General features: G+C 63.5%; 10 protein-coding genes. 4 read left to right on the top strand and 6 right to left on the bottom strand.

The genetic code is table 11. The features are described from left to right. Position 1 precedes the first annotated feature (1 nt). Positions 2–2,773 (top strand): TonB-dependent receptor, encoded by a 2,772-nt coding sequence (locus NX05_RS13165; protein WP_039436696.1) that lies wholly within the window; start codon positions 2–4, stop codon positions 2,771–2,773. Beyond that, positions 2,763–4,364, top strand: a complete 1,602-nt coding sequence (locus NX05_RS13160) for a histidine-type phosphatase (protein WP_039436697.1) — start codon at positions 2,763–2,765, stop codon at positions 4,362–4,364. The genes NX05_RS13165 and NX05_RS13160 overlap by 11 nt, the downstream gene beginning before the upstream one ends. 608 nt (positions 4,365–4,972) lie before the next feature. Here NX05_RS13160 and metK read toward each other — a convergent pair. Further along, positions 4,973–6,184: a methionine adenosyltransferase gene (metK, locus tag NX05_RS13155; protein ID WP_039436699.1), complete on the bottom strand. Its 1,212-nt coding sequence runs from the start codon at positions 6,182–6,184 to the stop codon at positions 4,973–4,975. A gap of 246 nt (positions 6,185–6,430) precedes the next feature. On the opposite strand from metK, the gene NX05_RS13150 reads away from it, so the two are divergent. Next, the gene (locus NX05_RS13150; protein WP_039436701.1) at positions 6,431–7,531 is read left to right on the top strand and encodes a metal-dependent hydrolase; all 1,101 of its coding nucleotides are present in this window, start codon (positions 6,431–6,433) and stop codon (positions 7,529–7,531) included. Here the strand turns inward: NX05_RS13150 and NX05_RS13145 are convergent. The 5 genes from NX05_RS13145 to NX05_RS13125 all read right to left on the bottom strand — a co-directional run bounded on the left by NX05_RS13145 (position 7,525) and on the right by NX05_RS13125 (position 14,735). Further along, positions 7,525–8,352: a methyltransferase domain-containing protein gene (locus tag NX05_RS13145; RefSeq protein ID WP_010367551.1), complete on the bottom strand. Its 828-nt coding sequence runs from the start codon at positions 8,350–8,352 to the stop codon at positions 7,525–7,527. The two genes, NX05_RS13150 and NX05_RS13145, sit on opposite strands and share 7 nt — an antisense overlap. Positions 8,353–8,380: 28 nt before the next feature. Continuing rightward, a complete protein-coding gene (dusB, locus tag NX05_RS13140) occupies positions 8,381–9,379 on the bottom strand; it encodes a tRNA dihydrouridine synthase DusB (RefSeq protein WP_039436703.1) in 999 nt (332 codons plus the stop codon). Positions 9,380–9,513: 134 nt separating this feature from the next. After that, entirely contained in the window at positions 9,514–11,859 is a 2,346-nt protein-coding gene (locus NX05_RS13135) for a glycoside hydrolase family 98 domain-containing protein (RefSeq protein WP_039436705.1), read from the bottom strand. A gap of 535 nt (positions 11,860–12,394) precedes the next feature. Further along, positions 12,395–13,345 carry a ribokinase gene (locus NX05_RS13130; RefSeq protein WP_010367542.1) on the bottom strand — a complete coding sequence of 317 codons (951 nt, stop codon included), beginning with the start codon at positions 13,343–13,345 and terminating at the stop codon, positions 12,395–12,397. Between the two features lie 91 nt (positions 13,346–13,436). Beyond that, positions 13,437–14,735: a NupC/NupG family nucleoside CNT transporter gene (locus NX05_RS13125; protein ID WP_039436707.1), complete on the bottom strand. Its 1,299-nt coding sequence runs from the start codon at positions 14,733–14,735 to the stop codon at positions 13,437–13,439. Positions 14,736–15,432: 697 nt separating this feature from the next. Here NX05_RS13125 and NX05_RS13120 point away from each other — a divergent pair. Next, the coding region (locus NX05_RS13120; protein ID WP_155550128.1) for an IS5 family transposase at positions 15,433–15,904 on the top strand (472 nt) is incomplete at its 3' end.

Below are 15,904 nucleotides of genomic sequence, written 5' to 3'. Positions count from 1 at the left end.
TATGATCTTTCGTTGTTCGCTGTTGCGTCCTTCGCGGTTGTCGCAGGCGCTGTGTTTATCGTTGTGTGCGCTGTGCGGGCATGCCGCTGCCCAGGAGGCGCAGGCCACCACACCTGCCAAGGGTGAGATGGCCACGCTGGACAAAGTCACTGTCGCTGCCACGCGTTACAACGCGACCGACATGCAGATGGCCGCGACCAACACCGTGAATGTGTTGTCAGCCGACGATCTCAAGACCACCGCCGTGCACAACGTGGCTGAAGCGTTGGGCCTGATGCCGGGCGTCAATGTGATCAATACCGGGCAATCGTATTTCGGCGGCATCGACGGCGCTGCACGCGGCGAAGGCATGTTCTCATCGGTGCGTGGCCTCAATGCCGAATACAACGTCAACCTGATCAACGGCATCAACGTGGCACAGGGCATGCCGTATAGCCGCGGTGTGCAACTCAGCTTGCTGCCGCCCTCCGGCTTGCAGACCATCGCCCTGAACAAAACCTCCACCGCCGATATGGACGGCGATGCGATCGGCGGCACCATTGATTACCGCACCCCCAGCGCATTCGATTCGACCGACCGCCAGGGCGGCAGCGTGACGCTAAGCGGACGACTGGAAAGCCGTGCACGCGACTACGGCGATTCCGGTCTGGGCAGCGGCGCAGCCGGCGATTGGCATGCGCGTTTTGGCGATGCCGGGCAGTTCGGCGTGGCGGTCAGTGCTTATTACGACGAGCGCCATTTCGTGAACAGCGAAGTGGCCGCCGCTTCGGCTGCACGCAACGATGGCGCGTGGAAATTTGCCCGTGCCGATGCCAGCGGCAATCTGGCAGCCGGCGCCGACCCGCAGGATGTGTTGCAGAGCACCGGGATGAATATCGGTTACTCGCAAGGCGAGACGCGCCGCTACGGCGGCAATGCGGCGTTCGATTGGCGCGTGGACCCCAGCCTGCATCTGTATGCACGCATGACCTACGCCTTCGCCAAGACCGAGCAAAACACCGGCTACACGCAGTTTGTCCCGGCCAATGTCAGCTTCACCCAGATCGGCAGCAGCGGCGTGTATCAGCCGCAGATCAATCGCGTTGCAGTGCGTTACTGGTATGAAACTAACCCCGAAGAGGCTGACCTTGCCACCGTGCAGTTCGGTGCAGACAAGCAGCTCGGGCATTGGACATTCTCACCGAACATCTTCTACGGCACCGGCAATAACGATCGCCCGGACCACGTGGAAATTTCAGCGCGCAACGATCAATACAGGTCAAGCAACTTCGCCTATGGCGCCAACCGCTTCATCAGCTACGACGCCAACGGCTTTCCGATGCCGCTGCTCACTCCGGCCATGCAGGCACAGGCCTCGGATGTGGGCAGCCTGTACGCGCGACGCACCGGGCAGATTTCCAGGCAATACAGCGGCCAGGACAAGGGTGGCGGCAAGTTCGATGTGGCATACGATTTCGATGCCGGGCTGCTTAGCCGCATTGCGTTCGGCGTGAAGTATGTTGACAGCTCGCGCAACTTCACCGATCGCGACTGGACCAATGCCAAGTACACCGACGGTACCTTGTTGCGCGACACCGGCCTGATCGCGCAGCGTTACGATTCGGTCTATCCGGACCAATATGCGTTTCCCACCGTGCGCCTGAGCAATGCAGCGCTCAACGACCTGATTGCGCGCACGCTCACGCCGGCCAGTTTCGACAGTTGCGGCAAGCTGGCGATCAATAACCTCAACTGCAACACCATGCGCGCCACCGAAGCGGTGAGCGCGGCCTACGCAATGGCGACTTTGCGCACCGGTAACTGGGAAATTCTGCCGGGCATGCGTTTCGAACATACGGCTATCACCAACACGTTCTGGGCCCAGCCGGCCGCCATCAACGGTGCCGAGCAGGTCGGCGCATTCGCCAACAATCACACGCGCTACAACGTCGCTTTGCCGAGCGTGTTCGTCAATTACCGGCCCGATGGCGATGGCGCCGTGTATCGCGGTTCGGTGTGGACCAGCTACACGCGCCCGGCCTTTGTGCAGTTGGGCGGCGGCCGCTCCACCGATATTTCCAGCGACGGCCAGACCACCATCACCGAAGGCAACCCGGATCTGAAACCGATCAAGTCGCTGAATGTGGATGTGTCGGGCGAATGGCAGAACGACAGCGGCGGCCACGCCATGTTGGCCGGCTATTACAAGCGCCTCACCGATTACATCTACGAGAGCGGGTCGAATGCCGCCAACCCCGGCGAAAGCGGTACCGCCAGTACCCGTTTCGTGCGTCCGCAAAACGGCGGCGACGGCCGCGTGCTGGGCATGGAAGCGGCTGTGCGGCAGACCTTCCAGGGCCTGCCCGCGCCGCTGGATGGCTTCGGCATCGGCGCCAATGTCACCCGTCAGACCACGCGCGTGGATCTGGGGACGGAAGGCTTCGCACACGAACGCATCCAGAACGCCCCCAACCTGCTCGCCAACGCAGAACTGTTTTATGAAAAGGGGCCGTGGTCGGTCAACGTGAGCTATCACTACTCCGGTGAATACGTGTCGGTGTACGACTATCTCAACCGGGGCGCGCATTGGGACAACGTGTGGATCAAGCCGATCACCCGCGTCGATCTGCACCTGGGCTATGCGCCCACCGACCACCTGCGCGTGGATCTGTCGGTGGCCAACCTCACCAAGCAGCACAGCTACTGGGCACACGTGGGCCACGATAGTGATGCAATTTCCGACATCGTCGATTCCGGCATGACCAGTCTGGTGACCGCAAAATATGTGTTCTGATCAAGCACGATGCGCAGGCGACGACCTAGCAGGCGCGCAGCAAGGCGCCAATGTCATGACTGATGCGCAACAAGACGCAGGACGCGCAGATGGTTGCCATGGAACGGGGCAGGGGGCGTCGCAACCTGCGCTGTTGGCCGGCGGTGGGGAACCGCCGTTGGCCGCGCGCTTGGTCGTTGGCGTGCGTGACGCGATGGGGATCGCGGCACGCACGTTATATGCAGTACGCATGCAGCGCGTTGGCATTGCGCGCATGCCTAACAAAATGCCTAGCGGCATGTCCGTGGCAACTGGCAGCGCGCTGTGCATGCTGTTGGTGGTTGGGCTTGCGTTGGGTGGCTGCGCAGCCTCAACGCCGAGTGCATCCACGCCGCGTGTTGGCGATCAATCGACCGACACCGCCGGCCAACAGGCAGGCACGGGTACGCCGGCCTCTGCGCAAACCGCACAACTGGAGCGCGTGGTGGTGGTGTTCCGGCACGGCGTCCGCGCACCGCTGCAAGGCGAGGCCGCCGCTGCGCACTATGCCGATCAACCCTGGCCGCAGTGGTCCACGCCTGCCAGCCTGCTCACCGCGCATGGTCGCAAAGGTGTGCAATTGAGCGGCGAGTACCTGCGTCAGTGGTTGGCACAGCAGGCCTTGCTGCCGAGCAGCAGCTGCCCGGCCAGCGGCAGCGTGTCGGTGTGGGCCAATACCGATCAACGCACCATCGCTAGCGGCGCGTTGCTGGCCGATGCACTGGCCCCTGGTTGCGGCATTGTCGCCGGGCATCGGGAGGCTGGTAGCAACGATCCGCTGTTCCGACCGATCGAAGCCGGCGCGGTACCGTTCGACGCGACTGCAGCGGTGGCATCGATCCAGCAACAGACCGGTGGCCCTGCTGCCTTGCTGCAAGGCCATGCCGCCGAGCTGCAGGCGCTGCAGCAGATTCTGGGTTGCACGCAGACGCCCTGCGATTTCGCACAGATGCCTTCCACGCTGGCGCCATCGGCCAACGGGCGTGGCCTCAAATTAGGCGGCCCGATCGACCTGACCTCCGGCACTGGCGAGGTGTTGCTGCTGCAATACGCAGAAGGTCTGCCGCTCTCGCAGGTCGGCTGGGGGCGCGCCACACCCGAACGCCTGGCACAAGTGTCGCGCTTGCACGCATTGCTATTCGACATCTATGCACGGCCGCACTACATGGCCGCACGGTCGGGTGCACCGCTGGCGCGCGAGGTCTTGCAACGTTTCAGCGATGCCCAGGCACCGAAAGTCTCGCTGTTCGTCGGCAGCGACACCCACATCGCCGCCTTGAGTGGCCTGCTGGGTGTGCATTTTCATCTGCCTGGCTACGGCGCCGACGACCCGCCACCGGGCGGCGCTCTGTTGCTTGGTTTGTGGCGCGAACCCAATGGCGAGCGGGTCGTGCGCGCCCAATACCTGGCGCAATCGCTGGATCAATTGCGCACCCTGGCACCGCTGGATCTCGCTCACCCACCCTTGCAGCAGCAGGTGGCGCTGGGTCTGTGTGCTCCGGAGCGGCGCATCGCGTGCCCATTGTCTGAATTTGCCAAGGCGCTTGAGCAGCAATTGCGGCTTGATCAATAGCCGCATGATCGCGATGGCTATCTTTGAGTAGTTGGCATGCGGTGTAGCTTGGTCGCATACCTGCTGGCGATTTTCGCCCTGCGTCGCTGCCTACGCTTGCTGCGTGTGCGCTCCAGGGCGCTGCACCAGCGGCGCTCAAGCGTGTGCGTTGGAGCTTGGAAAGAGAGGAGCTTACCCGCTTACATCAGGAGCGTGCTATTGCTTCCTCCCACCGGAACAGTGTCCTCCTTGATGGGGGAGAAGGTGCACCGCAGGGGTGGATGAGGGTGCGCGGCAGAGAGTCACCAGTTTCTGCAATGACCAATGCGTTGCCACGCGCCTGCACCGATTGCATCGCTCCGTACCCTCACCCCAACCCCTCTCCCGTGGGGAGAGGGGCTTTATCTCCTACGCCGATGTGCGCCGCATCTAATGACGACAACAACACCATCGCTCCAGCCATGCCGCGCCAAGCTGCTGCATCAGGCCACTGCAAGCGATACAAACTGCAATCGAGATAGCTGCAACAGCATCCGTTGCATCCTACCGACAAACCCTAAAACGCAACTGGGCCGCATCAGCGGCCCAGTCATGAAGCATCTCGCTCGCTCCCGCAGGGAGCGGCGTGATTATTTCAGCTTCGCAGCAGCACGCAGAGCGTCGGCGCGGTCGGTCTTTTCCCACGAGAACGAGGTCGCGCTGTGCTGCGCGCCGGCGCCGTCGGTGTAGGTGAAGTCCTTCGGCTTGCGGCCGAAGTGGCCATAGGACGCGGTCTGCTGGTACATCGGGTGGATCAGGTCGAGCATCTGGATGATGCCGAACGGGCGCAGGTCGAAATGCTTGCGGATCAGCTTTTCGATCTGCTCGTCGGCGATCTTGCCGGTGCCGAAGGTGGTGACCGAAATCGAGGTCGGCTCGGCCACGCCAATGGCGTAGGAAACCTGCACTTCGCAACGGTCGGCCAGGCCCGCAGCCACCACGTTCTTGGCCACGTAGCGCGCCGCGTAGGCGGCCGAACGGTCGACCTTGGACGGATCCTTGCCCGAGAATGCGCCGCCACCGTGACGCGCCCAGCCGCCGTAGGTGTCGACGATGATCTTGCGACCGGTCAGGCCGCAGTCGCCCACCGGGCCGCCGATCACAAACTTGCCGGTCGGGTTGATGTGGAACTTGGTGCCCTTGTGCAGCCACTTGGCCGGCAGCACCGGCTTGAGGATTTCCTCGCGCACCGCTTCGATCAGGTCTTTTTGCTTGACGCCCGGGTCGTGCTGGGTCGACAGCACCACCGCATCGATCGCCGTCGCCACGCCGTCTTCATAGCGCAGGGTGACCTGCGACTTGGCGTCCGGACGCAGCCACGACAGCGCCGAGTTCTTCTTCTTGCGGATATTGGCCTGCTGCTCGACCAGGCGGTGCGACAGGTGGATGGCCGCCGGCATGAAGCTGTCGGTTTCGTTGGTGGCATAGCCGAACATCAGGCCCTGGTCGCCAGCACCCTGCTGCTCGGGGTTCTTGCGGTCCACGCCCTGGTTGATGTCCGGCGACTGCTTGCCGATCAGGTTGAGCACGCCACAGGTCTCGCCGTCGAAGCCGACCTCGGAACTGTTGTAGCCGATGTCCAGAATAACCTTGCGGGTCAAGGCTTCCAGGTCGATCCAGGCACTGGTGGTCACTTCGCCGGCCACGATCGCAACGCCCGTCTTGACCATCGTCTCGCAGGCCACGCGGGCGCGCTTGTCCTGGGCCAGGATGGCGTCCAGCACTGCGTCGGAGATCTGGTCGGCGATCTTGTCCGGATGGCCTTCGGAGACCGATTCGGAGGTGAACAGGTAGCTGGACATCAGGCTTATATCCCTTTATTCGGATGAAAAGATGGGTGCGGATGATACACGCCCCGTGTGTCGATTGTATTGTGCGCCTGAATGGATCGCTTTAGGGTTAAGCCGATATCGGTGCAAACCGGCCGCACGCACGGCGGCCTTACGTCGGCACGGCGATTAACTGTCCGGTGACGGACCGGTGCGAGCCGGCCGAACACCACGTTAAACAGTCGTATCCGTGCATGTCCGGCCTGCTAGCATCGGCCGATGGATTCAGTGACCCAGATCGTTCTTGGCGGCGCCATCGCTGCCGCCATTGCGCCGCCCGGACAGCGGCGTGCCGCCTTGCTGGCCGGCGCGGCGCTGGGCACCTTACCCGACCTTGATGCACTGGCGCTGCTGCCGCTGACCGACGACCCGGTGACGTTGATGACGGTGCACCGCAGCGTCAGCCATTCGTTGTTCGTGCTGCCGTTGGTCGGTTGGTTGATCTGGTGGCTGTTCCGGCGCTATGGCAACGGACGGGTAGCCGGTGCGCCCACCCGCTGGTTCTGGGCGATCCAGCTGGCCCTGATCACGCACCCGCTGCTGGATGCGTTCACCGTCTACGGCACCCAGCTGTGGTGGCCGCTGCATCCGCATCCGACGATGTGGTCGAGCGTCTTCATCATCGATCCGGCGTACACCCTGTGGCTCCTGCTGGCCTGCGTAGTGGCCTGGTTTGCGCGTGCGCGTCCGTTTGCGCAGCACGTGCTGGTGATCGGCTTGGTGGCGAGCACCGCGTATCTGGGCTGGTCGTTGATTGCCAAGCAACTGGTCGACCGCCAAGCCGAACGTGCGCTGGGGGCGATGGGCCTGGCCGATGCACCGCGGTTCTCGGTACCGATGCCGCTCAATACGTTGTTGTGGCGCGTGGTGGCGATGACGCCCAGCGGCTACGTCATCGGCGAGCGTTCGCTGGTGGCCGACACCGGCCCGATGCACTTTCGCGGGTTTTCCAGTAACACCCAGGCCTTGGGCGAAGTGGCTGCGTTCGACTCGGTGCGCCGGCTTACCTGGTTCAATCGCGGCTTCATGCGCGCGCGCCTGGTCGATGACGACCTGATGCTGAGCGACCTGCGCATGGGGCTGGAGCCGGACTACAACTCTAACTTCGTGGTTGCCCATCGCGACAATGGAACGTGGCAGCCGATCGTGCCGCGGCAAGTGCAGGCGGCGTACCGCGCGCCGGTGGCACGCGACCAGATCGGCGCGGTGTTGGCGCAGATGTGGCAGCGCATCTGGCACGAGCCCAGCAGCACCGTGCTGACCGGCGACCTGGAACACGCCGGCGCTCCGGCCACCGCGCCCGCATCGGCAACTCAGTAGACCGTGGCGCGCGCCTGCACGAACGAATAGAAGAACACCGCGTTCGGGTCGCTGTGCACCTGCGCCAGTTCGCGGCGCATGCCATCCACGGTGGCGGCGTCGACCGCGCCGGCCTGCAGCAATTGGTCGGCCGCCGACAGCAGCACTTCTTCCCAGAAACCGATCATGGTCTTGCGCCGACCCGGCTCGCGGTTGTCCAGATGCAGCGTCTTGATCTCGGTGTGCACGTCACGGAAACCGCCGGCCAGCAGCAGGTTGCCCAGCTTGGCGCCGACGAACGGGTCGCCACCCTGGTCATGCTGGAAGTCGTTGAATGCCATCCAGTAGCGCCACAGGTTGGGCGAATACGGATGCAGCAGGAACGAGGCATTCATCACCTCGGTCACGTAGACCGGCGAGCCGGGCAGCAGCACGCGCCGCACTTCGTTGAGTACGCGCGCAGGCGAGGGCACGTGCTCAAGCACCCAGCATAGAAACGCCGCATCGAACTGACGCGCTTCGAACGGCAGATCGCTCGCATCGGCCTGCTGCAGCGTGTAGCGCTCGCGGCACCACGCCAGCCGTTCAAGATTTGCCCGCGCCGCGCCCAGCTGCGCCTCGCTCAGATCCACGCCAGTGACATGCAGGTCGGGAAAACGGCGCAGCAGAATCTCCGTCTGCGCACCGACGCCGCTGCCCACTTCCAGCAGGCGACGCGCGCCGCTGTAATCGATCTGATTGAACAGCGTGGCTTCGAGCAAGCGCGCCTGTTTGAGCAGACGCGCCTGTTCGGTGGCCGAAAATCCGTGCAGATAGGTCGGGGTGTCGCTCGGTGCGCTCATGCGTGCGGCTCCAGCAATGCAGAAAGACTCAGGCAGCGTCGGACAATGCGGGCGGCACGCCGGCGATCAAGGCGTCGAAGTAATCGCGTGTCAGGGCCAACTGGGCTTCCGGCGTTTCGGCGCGATTGACCACCGCACGGAAGTCTACGCTTTGCGGGTGATCCTTGGCGTACCAACCCAGATGCTTGCGTGCGATGCGCACGCCCTGGGGTTGGCCGTAGAACGCGTGTAGCGCTTCCAGATGGCTGAGCAAGGTGTCGCGCACGAACGCCAGCGACGGTGGCGGCAACACTTCGCCAGTGGCGAGGAAGTGCGCTACTTCGCCGAAGATCCACGGGCGCCCTTGTGCGGCGCGGCCGATCATCACTGCATCGGCGCCGGTCTCGCGTAGCACCTGCGCTGCCTTTAGCGGCGAATCGATATCGCCATTGGCCACCACCGGAATCTGCAGCGCGGCCTTGATCTGCGCAATCGTCGCGTACTCGGCGCTGCCGGTGTAATGCTGGTCGCGGGTGCGCCCGTGCACGGCGAGCGCGGCGATGCCGCAGTCCTGCGCAATGCGCGCAATCACCGGCCCGTTACGGTGGTCGCAATCCCAGCCGGTGCGAATCTTCAAGGTCACCGGCACGTTCACTGCCCGCACCACCGCGGTGAGGATGCGTGCCACCAGGTCTTCATCGCGCATCAGCGCCGACCCGGCCCAGGCGTTGCACACTTTCTTGGCCGGGCAGCCCATGTTGATGTCGATCAACTGCGCACCGTGGTCGACGTTGTAGCGCGCCGCCTCGGCCAGTTGCTGCGGCTCGGTGCCGGCGATCTGCACGCTGATGGGGTCCGGCTCGCCGGCATGGTCCATGCGGTGCAGCGATTTGCGCGTGCCCCAGAAGCGCCGGTCGGAGATGGTCATCTCCGATACCGCCAGCCCCGCACCCAGCCGCTTGCATAGCAGCCGGAATGGCTTGTCGGTGACGCCCGCCATGGGCGCGAGGATCACCTTGGGGGCGATGGAGTAAGGGCCGATTTGCATGGCACTAGTGTATCGGCAGGCGTCCTTGCCTGCCGTGTGTGTGCGCCTGCCGCCGCCGCGTGCTGCCCGCTAGCGACGGTGCAGGGCAATGTCCGAGCACTGGCCGGGCTGCGCAGTCGTTTTGTTAGCTGCGCTTATTGCGAGATGGCCAGGTTGTCCAGATACAGCTTGGTCTGCGCCCCGGCGCGCGCGCGATACTCGACCACGTTGTCGCCGGCAGTCAGTGTTGCCGTCTGCGGGCTGCTGGCCCAGTCGCTGGCCGAGCTGGTCTGCGTGAAGGCCGGCGTCCCGACCCGAACGCCGTTGACGTAGAGGTCGATGGTGTTGAGGCTCCCGCCGGGTGCGGAATAGCGGGTGCTCAAGGTGTACGTGCCGGCCGTGGGGACGGTGACGGTGGTGCGCAGACGTGCGCCCGGGTTGCCGCCGACGTCCACATATCCCATGCCTTGGTAATTGCGAACGGCGCCGTAGAGGCCGTTGGCGACCAGGCTGCCAATACTTCGGAAATCGAAGTTTTCGGCCTCGTACTGGCGCACACCGGTGTAGGTGGCTGGCGCGGCCGGTGCCTGGATGTTGGCGGTCGGGAACGCGCTCAGGCGCCCGGTGGCAGGGCCGGAACATTTCACGGTGATGTCCAGCGGGCCGTTGTGGGCGACGTTGAGTGTCAGCCCGTCGCTGCTGCGCGTGGCCGTGATCGTGCTGGGCTGGTGGTCGCCGCGATCGGCAAAGGTGTAGGTGGGAGGAGCACTGGCGCCACTGATGGTGAGGGTGTCGGTCTTGAGCGGGCCGGTTTCGGAATCGAAATTGGTCAGGTAGATCGACAGTGAGTCGGAAAATTCCTTGATCACGCCGGTCGTGTACTGCCCGTAGGTCAGTTTGACGGATGCGCAGGTGTTGTACTTCAGGTCCAGCGTGCCGCTTGCACTCTGATTGGTCTTGTACGGGTTGTAGGTCACCCAGGTGTTGTCCTGGCGTCCTGCGTAGATATCGCCGCTGTATTCCTGCGGAAACAGCGCGTTCAACTCCTGGGTCTTGGCTGCGATGCTGGGCCAGCGCGTGGCGTATTCGCTGCGCTTGATCTGCACCGGAAAGGACTTGGCCGCTTCGTCGGTGAGCTTCAACACGGTCGGAATGGCCGGGCAGCGTCCACTCTTTTTGTACCAGCTGTGCTGGTTGAGATACGTCCCGTCGTCGTCCATCAAATACAGGCCGGAGAACAGCGTTTCCGGCGATGCATACAGTGTCCGGTCGTTGCCGCTGGTGGTGTCGTCCACCACGACGACTTTGGTCCGGTCGATCACCTGCTGGCGGCTGAGGATGCGCAGGGTGCCATCGATGATCTTGCGGTAGACATCCATGTGGATGTTCTTGAACTGCGGGAAAAATTCCCAGCGCCGGGTGCTGTAGCCATCGGCGGTCAGGCCATTGGACAAGCTATGCACGGTGTCGGCGGTAATCAACTCCGGGCCGTCGAAATAGGTTTCGCCGGTCAGCGTTAAGTGCTCGATCAAATGCGGCGCACCTGCCTGCACCGGATAGCTGCTGCCATCGGCGGCGTACCAGCCGGTGCGATCCGGGCGGATGCCGTAGTGTCCGGCGAAACCGGACAGGAACATGCCCAGGCTAACGCTTTCGATGTCGTGGAAGCCGTAGTTGGCGGTGAACTTTTCTTCGATGATGAAATTCTTGGAATAGCTGCCGAGCGCATTGCGGAGCGCTTCGTTGCGTTTGACCATCGCCAATGGATTGATGTTTGCGCCCCAGTAGCCGCCGGTGAAGCTCACCGCCAGGTAGCCGCCGTACTTGTTGGTGAGCTTGAGCAGGTTGGACCAATGCTCCCAGCGCTGCGCCGCCGACACCGAACAGGGCTCATCGAAGCCCCAAAACTGCTCGGCATAATTGAAGCCGAGGAAGTTCGGATAGTCGCGGAAGAATTCACCGTAGACGGTCGATTCCAGATCGGTGCCGGCGGGATAATCGGGGAAGTGGCTGAAGCCGCCGCTGGAAGGCTGGATCATCGCCCAGACCCCATTGGCGGCCGCCGTCTTGATCCACGAGCGCGCGGTTTCGATGCCGTTTTCCACCTGGATCCAGTTGCACTGATTCCCGGTGGCGCCTTTGTGATTGATCGACAGCGAGATCAGCAGAACCGAATACGGGCGCAGATCGGCGGGAATCAGGTCGATGATCTTTTGCGGGTCGGCCGCATTCCAGGTGTCGGCGGTGATGACGAACATCGGCTGGTCGGGCGAGAGCGTGCGGCGTAGCGACGGATCGGAGGTCACGCTCGCTGTTATCGTGGCCGCCGGCGTAGTGGTGGACGTCATGGCGCGGGGAGCACTCACGGTGACTGTCGCCGCCGGCGATGGCATCGCAGCGGCGCTGGTATCGGGAGCATCCTGGCCACCACAGGAACTGAGCAGGCAGGGAAGTAAGGCGCATGGCAGCAGCATTGGCTTGCGCGATCGACGCAGGATCATCGGTTGTTCCGTTGAGCTTGGGGAGGCAGGGCCAGGCGCACGCTGCACTGCCGATTGCGTGGCGTGGAGTGTGCCAGTTCGACGATGCAGGCCGCATGTTGGCAAGCCGCGCCGCCAAAGGCGGCCCCGCATGACAACAGGCAATGGTCGTGGTGCGCCCGGTGATGCGGCGATAGTAGTGAGGCGAGGACAACGCGCTAGCGCGCGCAACCGGTCAGCACGTTTTATGCAATGCGCTTTCGCTTTTCGAGCACAGAAAGCAGCGCTCGGTCACGCGTGAGCGCGATGGCGCATCGGGTGGCGTGCCGAAAGCAGCAGGACGTGCGCAGCACTGCGAGGAAAAAGATGCGGTCATTGCAGTGTCACGTCGTGGGCGCAAGGCCGTGCGACGGGGTTGCCGGATTGTTGTAGTCGTCATGGAGCGCGAGACACGCGCACGCATGCTTTCAGGAGACCTGGGCAGGCCAATGTGGGTGCCGTATCGTATCGACGGCGTGCGCATGTAGCGCACGCCGAACTGCCGTGAAACGCGGTCTCAGTCGTCTGCGCGCAGCCGCGGCATCGACACAGCCGCACCTTCCACTTCGGTGGAGCGCGCTGCATAACGTGTGGCAAAGCGCACGTGGGTTGCGAAGCTGACAGCCGGCAGTTGCGCCAGCGATGCCACCAACGCCCCGTTGAACGCGTCGCCAGCACCGGTGGTATCGATGGTCTGTGCGCTTTCCGCACCCACCCGGTAATGCGCTGCGGTATCGCCGCGCAGTTGTTCTTCGGCGTGCGAAATAAAGGCGCCCACAGCACCCAGCGTCACCACAACGGTACCGCCCGGCAGCAGTTTGCGGCACAGCGAGTGCAACGTATTGCCATCCAGCGCGGCGACATCGTCGACATTGATGCGTTCGCCGACATGGCGACCGAGCAGGGCGGCAAATTCGGTTTCGTTCGGCGTTAACACATCCGACAGTTTGAGCAGACTGATCGAGGTCGGCGCATTGGCCGGCGCAGCGTTGAGTACAGTCAGCACGCCGCATTCGCGTGCCAGCGCCAGTGCCGATTCGACGGTTTCGGCTGGCGATTCCAGCTGCGCCAGCAGTACCTTTGCCGCAGCAATCAGCGGACGCTGATTGTCGACAAAGCCCGCACTCAGCACCGAATTGGCGCCGGCACCGATCACGATGGTGTTGCGGCCGTGCCCGTCGACATAGATGCCACCGGTGCCGGTCGGTTCATTGCTCGGTTCGGCAATCAGCGCAAAACCATCGTGCGCCGCCAGCGAGCGCGCCAGCGCACCACCGGCATCGTCGCCCAGCGCGCACAAGAAATGCGTCTTGGCGCCGGCACGTGCAGCCGCAACCGCCTGGTTGAAGCCTTTGCCGCCCGGGCCGGTGCTGTAGCGCCCGGCGATGGTGGCGCCCGGTGCAGGCAAGGCATCACAGCGCCACACGTGATCGACATTGAAGGACCCGACAACGACGACCGAACTCATAAATACCCTTGCCTTGAATGACTGACTTGAATGACTGTATGAAACGCGGCGTGCAGTGATTAGACCGTTACGCCGATGAACCCGCGCCGCCTTAACCGAAATGCGATAGCACGCCGGCAATGGTAGCGGTCATGAAGGTGGCGATCGAACCGCCGAGCACCGCACGCAGGCCGAACTTGGCCAGATCGTGACGACGTTCCGGCGCGAGCCCGCCGATCCCGCCGATCTGGATCGCAATCGAACTAAAGTTGGCGAAGCCGCACAACGCGTAGGTGGCGATCAGGCGTCCTTCGGCGCTCAGGCCCACGCCCGGCACTTCGCCCTTCACGATGCGCGACAACTCGCTGTAAGCAACAAACTCGTTGATCACCACTTTTTGGCCGATCAACGAACCCACTGTGGTCGCATCCACCCAGGGGGTACCGATCACCCAGGCAATCGGCGCCAGCACGTAGCCGAAGATCGTCGACAGGTTGGTGGGGCGTCCGAGTAGCGCGGCGGCGCCGGTGACGTCGCCCAGCCAGGTCAGCGGAGCGTTGATCAGCGCAATCAGCGCGATGAAGGCCAGCAGCATCGCGCCGATGTTCAGCGCCAGGCGCAAGCCGTCGCCGGCACCGGCCGCAGCTGCATCGATGATATTGCTGGTGGTTTTTTCCACTTCCATCTTGACCGTGCCGCGCGTCAACGGGGTGCCGGTTTCCGGTACCAGCAGCTTGGCGACCACCAAGGTGGCGGGCGCGGCCATGATGCTGGCGGCCAGCAGATGTTTGGCATAAAACGCCTGCTGCGCAGGATCGCTGCCGCCGAGCATGCCGACGTAGGCAGCCAGCACGCCGCCGGCGATATGCGCCATGCCGCCGATCATCATCGTCAGCAGTTCGGACTGGGTCATCTTGGGAATGTACGGGCGCACCGTCAGCGGCGCTTCGGTCTGGCCGATGAAGACGCTGGCGCACACGCTGGTGGTTTCCGCACCGGACACGCGCATCACCTTGGTGATCGCCCACGCCATCGCACGCACCACCACCTGCATCACGCCCAGGTGGTAGAGCACGCCCATCAGCGCCGAGAAGAAGATGATGGTGGGCAGCACCTGGAACGCAAAAATAAAGCCGTAGCTGTCGATGTTCATCAGGTTGCCGAAAATGAAGGTAGACCCTTCATTGACGAAACTCAGCACCTTGACGAAGCCCTTGCCCAGCGCGTCGAACACGTCGCGCCCGCCCGGCACCAGCAACACCAGTGCGGCGAATGAGATCTGCAGGGCCAGACCGGTGGCGACCAGCTTCCAGTCGATCGCGCGGCGGTTGCTCGAAAACAACCAGGTGATGCCGATGAGCACCGCCAGACCGAACAGGCCGAAACCGATCCTTCCTAAACCTTCGACCATTCCAATCCCCGGGGCTGCTGACGGCAAAACAGAAAGCCTAGAGCAGGGGGTGACAGGGGGCAAGGTGAGCGGCATTCAGACGCTCCCTGCCTGCCCGCAGCCAAGCCACGGCGGGCACGGACAGAACTGCGCTAGCGAGCTGTTGGGTGGTGCTTGCGCAAAGTGGGGAGTTCACGGGGCTGATGGAGGCGGCGTTTCACATCGCGGCGGCGCTGTTGGTCGCGGTCTTGGCGGGTAGCAAGAAGAGGTGCATGCGGAACTCGCCAGCGTGTAGAGGGCCGGTCGGTTGGCATTGGATTTGTCGGATCGCGTGTGGTCGATCTGACGCAGCAGCTGCATGGCTGGTGCTGCCGGTGCTGCATCGGCCTCAGTGGATAAATATTTTTCTGCCAACGGTAGTGATGGCGATCAGTGGCGACTGTGCGTTCACCAGCGGTGCTGATGGCGCATGCATACGCGGCGGCAGGCGTCATGCTTGGTTTATCGGTGCGCGGCGCCGCACCGGTGTCGGGACACGCCGTGAATCCGTCCCTGGCGGCGCGATGGCGGCATCCATGCCGCCAACGGTCCCGCCCCCGGATGCGGCGCCACGCTTCCACGATTTCCGGTCGCTGATCGGTAAGCAATCGCTTAAGGAAGGTCTGATCAACTCACCACAGATACGCGACACTACCCGCCTCATGTTGAGGAGTGATCCATGCAACTGACGTTCGGTGACGCTGAGGGCCTGGGCAAGCGCAAGCAGACCCGGCGCGAGATCTTCCTGGCCGAGATGGAGCAGGTGATTCCGTGGCAGCAACTGCTCGGGCTGATCGCGCCGCACTATCCGGTGTCGGGGCGGCCCGGGCGGCAGCCGTACGCACTGGCGACGATGTTGCGGATTCATCTGCTGCAGCAGTGGTATGCGTTGAGCGATCCGGCAATGGAAGAAGCGCTGCACGAGATTCCGACCTTACGGCGATTTGCCCAGCTCGGCGGGTTGGACGACATTCCCGACGCGACCACGATTCTCAATTTTCGGCGCCTGCTGGAGACCCATGGTCTTGCCGCGCGGATGCTGGAAGCGGTCAACGCGCATCTGGCGCGCAAGGGCCAGAGCCTGCGGTCGGGCACGATCGTCGATGCGACGCTGATCGCTGCACCCAGTTCGACCAAGAACGCCGATCACG

Origin of the sequence: Xanthomonas vasicola (assembly GCF_000772705.2) — a bacterium.
Lineage (GTDB): Bacteria > Pseudomonadota > Gammaproteobacteria > Xanthomonadales > Xanthomonadaceae > Xanthomonas > Xanthomonas vasicola.
The sequence above is the reverse complement of the archived record's forward strand: the minus strand, read 5'-3'. Positions and strand labels throughout refer to the sequence as shown.

Excerpts from the sequence above, each read along its gene's own strand:
- NX05_RS13165 (WP_039436696.1), top strand. The coding sequence starts at position 2 with ATGATCTTTCGTTGTTCGCTGTTGCGTCCTTCGCGGTTGTCGCAGGCG.
- NX05_RS13160 (WP_039436697.1), top strand. The coding sequence starts at position 2,763 with ATGTGTTCTGATCAAGCACGATGCGCAGGCGACGACCTAGCAGGCGCG.
- metK (WP_039436699.1), bottom strand. The coding sequence starts at position 6,184 with ATGTCCAGCTACCTGTTCACCTCCGAATCGGTCTCCGAAGGCCATCCG.
- NX05_RS13150 (WP_039436701.1), top strand. The coding sequence starts at position 6,431 with ATGGATTCAGTGACCCAGATCGTTCTTGGCGGCGCCATCGCTGCCGCC.
- NX05_RS13145 (WP_010367551.1), bottom strand. The coding sequence starts at position 8,352 with ATGAGCGCACCGAGCGACACCCCGACCTATCTGCACGGATTTTCGGCC.
- dusB (WP_039436703.1), bottom strand. The coding sequence starts at position 9,379 with ATGCAAATCGGCCCTTACTCCATCGCCCCCAAGGTGATCCTCGCGCCC.
- NX05_RS13135 (WP_039436705.1), bottom strand. The coding sequence starts at position 11,859 with ATGATCCTGCGTCGATCGCGCAAGCCAATGCTGCTGCCATGCGCCTTA.
- NX05_RS13130 (WP_010367542.1), bottom strand. The coding sequence starts at position 13,345 with ATGAGTTCGGTCGTCGTTGTCGGGTCCTTCAATGTCGATCACGTGTGG.
- NX05_RS13125 (WP_039436707.1), bottom strand. The coding sequence starts at position 14,735 with ATGGTCGAAGGTTTAGGAAGGATCGGTTTCGGCCTGTTCGGTCTGGCG.